This window comes from Bacteroidota bacterium, from assembly GCA_039111535.1.
GTDB lineage: Bacteria > Bacteroidota > Rhodothermia > Rhodothermales > JAHQVL01 > JBCCIM01.
Genome location: JBCCIM010000244.1, coordinates 1 through 8,134, shown reverse-complemented (window position 1 = coordinate 8,134; position 8,134 = coordinate 1). Strand labels below are relative to the sequence as shown.

General features: G+C 51.7%; 3 protein-coding genes. 2 read left to right on the top strand and 1 reads right to left on the bottom strand.

Translation table 11 applies throughout. The annotated features are described in order from the left end of the window. Positions 1-314: 314 nt before the first annotated feature. Entirely contained in the window at positions 315-5,072 is a 4,758-nt protein-coding gene (locus AAF564_24310; GenBank protein ID MEM8488692.1) for a translocation/assembly module TamB domain-containing protein, read from the top strand. Continuing rightward, entirely contained in the window at positions 5,065-7,239 is a 2,175-nt protein-coding gene (rnr, locus tag AAF564_24305; GenBank protein ID MEM8488691.1) for a ribonuclease R, read from the top strand. Before AAF564_24310 ends, rnr begins: the two co-directional genes overlap by 8 nt. Before the next feature lie 303 nt (positions 7,240-7,542). Here rnr and AAF564_24300 read toward each other — a convergent pair whose 3' ends face one another. After that, a complete protein-coding gene (locus AAF564_24300) occupies positions 7,543-7,947 on the bottom strand; it encodes a hypothetical protein (protein ID MEM8488690.1) in 405 nt (134 codons plus the stop codon). Positions 7,948-8,134: the final 187 nt, after the last annotated feature.

Genomic DNA, 8,134 nt, shown 5'->3' with positions numbered 1-8,134 from the left:
GAATGCCGCGGTGCAAACTGGCGGGCCTCAGATGATGAAATTGAAGACTTTTTGCACAAGTACTGTTAGACAAAACAGCCACCTCTCCTTTGAACACACCGAATACCCCATCACAATCCGACAAAACCAGAACAACTCTCGCCCGGCAGGTGTACACTACTTGTTTTAAAATCATGTATTTAGACCGACATGATTAATAGCATGAAGCTGTAATCCCGGCCCACTGCCGGTAATAACAGCCGTGCCAGTCTCTCAAAGCATACCTGCTTCGCGCGCAGCCTGCTTTTTTCGCTCAGCAGCTGACGCCTTAATTCGTGTCTTTCAGGCTATTTCTACATATTCCCCGCAATACCATTAAGCTACTGCTTTATGCAGTTGTAGCTGTGGCGGTGCTGTTTCTGGCGCTTACGCGAACACAGGTTGGCCGCGACAGCATGCGCGCGCAAATCGAGCGACAGTTTAACAACACCTTCGACGGGCAACTCCAAATCGGACAACTCAGGGGCAACCTGCTGAATACCCTCTATGCCCACAACATTCAGTTACTCGACAGTTCGGGGGGACTGGTTGCTTCTATCGACGCGGCGGTATTACAACCCACGTGGCTCGAACTGCTATCGGGCACGGTCTCATTACACCGCATCACGCTGATTCAGCCCGAATTTCACCTTTTACTGCGCGACGACAGTACGTGGAATGTCAGCGATGTCTTTAAGAAAAAAACAGTGCGTGCAGGGGCCCCAAGACTGGGGTCTTTTACTTCATCTGATATAAAAATCCTGGATGGTAGCGTGTACACGAGTAATCTTGGGGCGTTGCCTGAAGCTGTGGCAGCCGGCAAGGTGTTCGATTACACCGATGCAACCATTTCGAATATACAGGCCCAGATGAACATCGAATGGCAGGGAGACACCCGGCTTTTTGACATCGACAAATTCTCTTTGGATCTGGATAAACAAAACATCAACCTGGCAGACCTGCACGGCCAAATTTTGTGGGCCGACGATCGCCTTGAGTTTAATGAAGTGTTTATCCTGGCGGCTGAAACGGGGTTGGCATTTTCTGGTTATGCGGGCAATTTACAAACGTTTGAAACACAGCCGGGGAAAACCACAATTGAATTTGATTTGAACCCGAGCACCCTGGATGCGAGTCAGGTGCGCCAGCTTTTCCCGGCCTTCCCGCTTGCAGACACCCTGCGCATTGCCTCACGCCTGGCCGGCCAGTTGGATGCACTCGATGTCCAGTCTTTCGAAGCCAGCAGCGGCAATTTGCGGATTAATGCAAACGGCTATGCACGAGGTTATCCCGACTCGCTTTCCTTTATTGCGTACGCCTCCGAAACCAGCTTGCCGCATGAAGACCTTAAGCGGGTGCTTCCGGCTGCCAATTTTGATATCCTCTCCCCCGAAGCCCCAACCTACATCGAATCCATGCAGGTACGGGGGGCGATGTTACTGCAGGACGGCGCCTTTCAGCAACCCCACTATGGCAAAGCAGCGTTTGAATTGACGCGGGCCGGCCGCATTGCCGGTAATGCAGAATTTAGCAAAGACCCGGAAACGAACGAATTTGCGTTCACGAGCTTCTTACAAACTGATTCGTTAGATCTGCGGGCTACCCTGCCAAGTGTTGATAAACCCTCGTTATTGAGTGGTACACTCTTCGCGCAAGGCGTTACAAAAGGCGGCACCTTTGATTTTTCTACCGTAAATGCCGACGTGCAGATGCGGTTTGAACCCTCCTCTTTTGGCAACATGTCAGCAGATACCCTCGAGGCATTTGCCCACATTGAAGAAGGAGCCATCGACTTGCAAGGTGTTGTGCGGCATCGGGTGCATGGCGTAATCGGCGCAAATGCAATGGTGTTTGTGAACCCGGAGAAACACGCCATCGAAGCCGACCTCACCATTGCTCAACTGAACCTGGGGTCTTTACTCAAGGTCGATTCACTTGCCACAAAACTCGACGGCCGCCTCAACCTCAATGCAGAAGGATCCACCCTGGCAGATTTGCGGGGGATGGTCGATCTGAGCGTTGCACCATCGGTTATATCCTGGAACGATGAAGAGCGTCCTGTGCCAGCCCATCACATAGGGGTCTCTTTTTCTGATTTGGAAAACGGCCGCCAACAACTTGCACTCGACGGCGACCTTGCTACCGCGCAGTTATCTGGTCAGTTCAACCTGGATTCTTTTCGCAAAACAGGTAAATCATGGGGCCAGCTCATCGGCAAGACGGTGCGGGAGGTAATCAACCGTCCATTGGTCACAGACTCCCTGAATGTTGACCCGGCCGCTGTCTTGACGGCTGCACTACTGCAGGCCAGGCCTGGCACAGCCCTGCTACCCGACGAAGCACCTGATTCACTTGTTGTAATGCCCGAGGTGTTTGATCTCGATATTGCTTTTCGCAATGCGGACCTCCTTCATACGTGGCTGCCGGCTTCGCCCGTGCTGGGGACCAATTTGGAAGCCAAATTCAGTATCGCGTCAACCCCATCCTCCCTGGTGATCGCCGGCGATTTGCAAGCGGACAGCCTGATCATCAACAAAACCGTTTTTGATAACCTTACCGGAGATGTTGCATTTAGCACAGATACCAGCTTGCCGGCTGCTGACAGGTTTACCTTTCTCTCCACCCTGCATGCTGACTCATTAAAACTTGTAGGCCAAACCCTGCCCTATCCAACGCTACATGCCGATCTGAGCGATGGCAGTGGTCAGATTGGATTTGCGACCAAAAGCAGTCAACGCCTCGGACCCCAACGACTCCAAACGCATGTGGAATTCCTGTCAGATCGAAACAGGGTGCACTTTGAAGAACTGATCCTCTCGGTTGGGAATTCCACCTGGACCACCTATGCGCCGGCCCAAGTAGACATCATTGATAACGCAGTCATTATCCCAGGACTTGAGTTGCAGAGCAAAAGCCCTACAGCCAACATCCTCCAAAGCGTACATTTAAGCGGCATCCTCTCCCCTAATCCTTCTGATACAGCAGCGCTGGCAATCAATAACATCGCGATACGGCCTATTTCCCAATTCCTCGACATGCAGCGCCCACTCGGCGGCTTGATCAGCGGGCAGTTGGCCGTAACAACAATAAACAACCAGCCCGAAATCACAGGAAATATCGACATCGACAGGTTTTCGCTCGACAACCGCGTGTTGGGAGACTTGAACATTGCCAGCCAGTACATCCCCCGACAACCGGATGTAGGATTACAAATTGCGCTGCGGCCCATTGAGGAATACAACCAGGAAGAGTTTCTACCAGACGCCATGATACCGGCGCAATACGAAAACAACGCGTTCACCATCGACGGGACGTTCCGGCTTCCACGACTCAATAGCCAGAAAACGGGTTTCCTCGATGCCGGCTCACTCGATCTCGACCTGGATCTCGCCCGGGCAGATGTCTTCTTTTTCGAATACATTTTCCCCAACTTTCTCAGCCGGTCTGATGGCTACATGACAGGTGGAGGGAAAATTGTCGGCAACTTTGACTACCCTGTTTTTGATACGCGCCTGGAGTTGAAAGAAGGCGAAATCGACATTCCCAAATTTAACCTCCAATACGAAGAATTTACCGGTGTGTTAAACATCGACCGGAATGCTATTCGGCTCGAAAACGGGCAATTCAAAGACCTGACAGGGGGTGTGGCGAGCCTTGAAGGGGACTTCCTGTTCAATGAATACCGGCATTTCTCCTTCGACCTGGAAGGCCAGCTGAACGAATTGCTTATCATGAACCAGGATTTCCAGAATGACCTGCCGTTTTATGGGCAAATCTGGGCTTCAGGATCGCTAACGCTTACGGGGCCGGCGTTCAACGCTACGCTTATATCCAATGATGCTGTCACAAAGGCCAGCAGTGAGCTCTTTATTCCGGTCACCGAAGATGAAGTAGACTCAGATGTCGGCTTCCTGATTTTTGCAGATTCATCGGGCAATATTCCAGACTTGAAGCAGCTGGCGTATCGCAAAAACCTGCTTTCCAAGCGCCCGGAGGGAGAACGACGATTTGTGGATGGGCTTTCGATGGACCTGAATATTCTTGCGCCGCCGGGCTCTACCACACATCTGGTTTTCGACCCGCTATTGGGAGAGTCCATGAATGCAGTAGGCAGCGGACGTATCCAGATACAGCGGCGGGAAGGTGACTTTTCGACGTTTGGGACGCTCTTTGTAGAATCTGGTGACTACCTGTTCACAGCCGGCGATGTGTTTGCGCGGCGGTTCGAAATACAGAACGGTGGGACCATTACCTGGGATGGCAACCCCATTGATGCCCGCCTGAATATACCAGCGTCATATCGGACGCGTGCTTCCGTTGCCGGCTTGCCAGGCAATTCCTTTCGCAGCGGCGACGAGATCCCCCTGATCGTGCAGCTGGACATCACCGGGCGCGTTTCCTCTCCCGAAGTGGAGCTGGGTTTGCGGGCAGACCGCAGCGACCGCGGTTATCGCAACTATGAAGGATTTGAAGCCATTCTGAACCAGTCTGAGCGTCTGACGGACTATGCTACGAGTGTACTCCTCACCAATTCGTTCCTGCTCACCACAGAGTCTGTTTCAGATTCAGGAACGCTGACCAACTCTGGCAACCAGATTGCCTTTACGAGTGTATCTCAGCTGGTTGCAAGCCAGTTGAATCGCTTCCTGGGCGAAGCATTGCCTAACGTCGACCTCAACCTGGGACTGCAAGGTGAGAGCCTGGAGGACCCGGAAGTAACCTACGGCGTTGCACTTTACCTGTTGGATGAACGCCTTGTAATCCGTGGCGAAGGCGTTTACCAGAATGAAGTCACCGAGAATCAACACGATCTCGAGGGCGAATTTGAAGTCGAGGTACGGCTCAATCCTAACGTTTCAGTATCTGTTTTCCTTCGCCGTGAAGGGGATCTGCTGGCTGAAAACGCACTGACGAGCACCCGTGGGGCCGGCCTCTCCTACCAGACACAGTTTTCATCGTGGAGCCGCTTCTTTGACCGGCTTTTTGGATGGATGAAAAAGAAGAAAAAAACAGAACCTCCCACAGATCAGGTGGCGATAAGCCCTAATGAGTAAAAAGGAAAAGAAACGAGCATACCGTAAAGCTATAAAATCTGTCCTTCGTAACAACGGACAGCAGGCCTACCGCCCCAAAGAACTCGCCAAAATTGTCGGCACCCCTTCCAGAGAAGACTATATCCTGTTCCGAAAAGCACTCGACGACCTGATTGCAAAAGGGCAGGTCCGGCGTGTAAAAGGCAACCGCTTTATGTACCGTGGCAAGCAGGATGAAACGGCCGATGGCATTATCCACGTCAACAGAGACGGTTACGGATTTGTTGAGATCGAGGGGCAAGACGAAGACATTTTTGTAAAACGCTCCCGGCTGAACACGGCGCGCGACGGTGACCGGGTACGCATTCGGATTGAGCGAGAAAAAGAGCATGAAAATCGCAGAGGCCGTAAACGCGGTCCTCAAGCAAAAGGCCGTGATAAAGGCCGGCCGCGCCGGCGTACCGCATTTGTATCCGAAATCCTGGAACGGGGCCGGTCGACGGTTATTGGGTCTGTTGATTTCTATAACGACATCTGGTTTGTTGTACCTGACGATGTAAAATTCAACCACTCCGTTTACCTGACACGGGTGCCGGAAGGCAAGCTCAACAAAGGCGACAAGGTAGAAGCGCAGTTGGGTGATTTTGACCCCTTCAGACAAGCATTCAAAGCCACCCTGGCCCGCGTTTTTGGCCCGGCTGACGACCCGAAAGTGCTGATGGAAGCACTCATTCACTACTTTGGGTTACCCACCGCTTTCCCCAAAGAGGTGGACAACGAAGCGAATCAGATCCCGATTGAGATTCCGGCAGCAGCACACAAAGGCCGGCTGGACCTGCGCAACAAAACCATCTTTACGATCGACCCGGATGACGCAAAGGACTTCGACGATGCCATTCACATCACACCATTGCCCAACAACAGGTACGAAGTTGGTGTACACATTGCTGATGTAAGCCACTACGTCAAGCCCGGCGGTGCTATCGATAATGAAGCCCGCGAACGTGCCACAAGCGTTTACCTGGCGGACCGCGTTATCCCGATGCTACCGGAGCGGTTGTCCAATGTTATCTGCTCCCTCCGCCCCGGAGAAGACAAGCTGACTTTTACCTGTTTGATGGAAGTTGACCTGAAAGGCAACGTGCACAAATTCAGCTTCCATGAGTCGATTATTCACTCCAAGCAGCGGTTCACCTATGCCGAGGCGCAGCAATTAATTGACGACGAAAGCGCTGAGCAACCCCACGCCAAAGAGGTTCGGCTTGCTGCAGAAATTGCCCGCACCTTTACCAAAGCCCGCTTCAAGAACGGTTCGATAGAATTTGACCTTCCCGAAGTGCGCGTTAAGCTGGATGAAAAAGGCGCGCCGGTAGCCATCGTGCGCAAAGAACTTAAAGAAGCGAACCGGCTGATTGAAGAGTTTATGCTGCTCGCCAACCAGTGTGCAGCGCGTGCCGTGGAGCGGCCAGGCAAGCCTACGCCGGTCTACGTGTATCGCGTGCATGATGAGCCAAATGCAGAACGCATACAACAGCTCTCCAATTATCTGAAGACGTTCAACTTTGAGCTCAAGCTCGAAAACGGCAATGTAGATTCCGTCCAGTTAAATGCCCTGCTGGCCAAAGCAAAAGGCAAAGCAACAGAAGCCGTCATCAAAATGGCCTCCTTGCGTGCCATGGCAAAAGCCAGCTATACCACCGAAAATATCGGCCATTACGGACTCGGATTCACGCATTACACCCATTTCACCAGCCCCATCCGACGTTACCCCGACTTGTTGGTGCACCGCATCCTCAAAGAAGTCCTGCTTTCGAAAGAGCGATACAAAGAGGACCTCGATGCGCTCTGCAAGCACTGCTCCGAGAAGGAAAAACGCGCAGAGGAAGCAGAACGAACAACAACCCGCCAGAAACAGGTGCTGTATGCCGTAGACCATATCGGCGCCTCGTTCGACGGCCTCATCACCAGCGTGACCCGGTTTGGTGTATTTGTACAGCTTGAGGGCCTGTGGCTCGAAGGCCTTGTACACGTAAAAGACCTGGACGGAGATTACTTCGAGTTCGATGAAAACCGCTATGCCTTGGTGGGTAGCCACACGGGTAAAATGTATCGCCCTGGTGACAAAATGCGAGTTACCTTGGTGCGTGCTACGCCGAGCACGAGGGAGATAGAGCTGATGATGAACTAGGTACTGTCTATCACAAATAGACAGTACCTATCCCGAACTTGATTCGGGATCCACAGCAATACCACCAAAGCGAATACAGTGCTCAACGGCCTCTGACCCAGACCCTATGCATCGAGATCAACCCTTTCAAGCGATTACGCTAATGTGGTTACAACGCGAACTCGGACACCACTCTCATCTATTTCTCGTGCTTAAAAATACGGATCGCCTGGTAAAGACTACAATTTAGACTGCCGCAGGGCCTCGACGATGATTGTGCATTCCGCCTGAGCGGCAGAACTTGCAATTCTATCGGCCAAACAATCAGGCCCTACGAAGCGTTCTCCAATTGGGATTAAAGAAGAAAGCTATCAGGGTTCCTACGGCCCCACCTGTCAATACGCTTAAAGCGAGAACGAAAACATGATCTAAAACAGGGATGGTCTGGCCCAGCGGATTGTTCGCCGGACTCTGCCAGAAAAATACCCATATGTAGATATAAACGATTGCTGTTGCTACAAAAGCCATGAGAGTAGAACCGAGAGCTAAGTGTCTAAGCGTAGCCGACGGTGCCTTTGATTTCATGAACATCAAATAGAGAACGACGACAAGCATGTATGGAATTATCCTCACCAAATCGGGGAGCATAAACTGAATGAGCCCGATAACAACAACTCCGCCTAGTAAACCAAAAAGGAGAGCATATTGGGTTGTGGTTGAGATATTCATTGCTTTCTCCGAATTATTAGATCGATTCGCTATTCCACTTCTACAAGGTAAGTGCCAACCAGGAATGTTTTAAAGATAATTTGGAGTCCCCCAAGATTGAGACTGACTTCTTCATGCGGAGAAGAGGCATAACCTTGCCGTCACAAGTACCAGCCTACCAACAGACAATACCGCCATCATCTGAATT

Bases quoted from the DNA above. Each gene is read 5' to 3' on its own strand.
- rnr (MEM8488691.1), top strand. From the start codon at position 5,065: ATGAGTAAAAAGGAAAAGAAACGAGCATACCGTAAAGCTATAAAATCT.
- AAF564_24300 (MEM8488690.1), bottom strand. From the start codon at position 7,947: ATGAATATCTCAACCACAACCCAATATGCTCTCCTTTTTGGTTTACTA.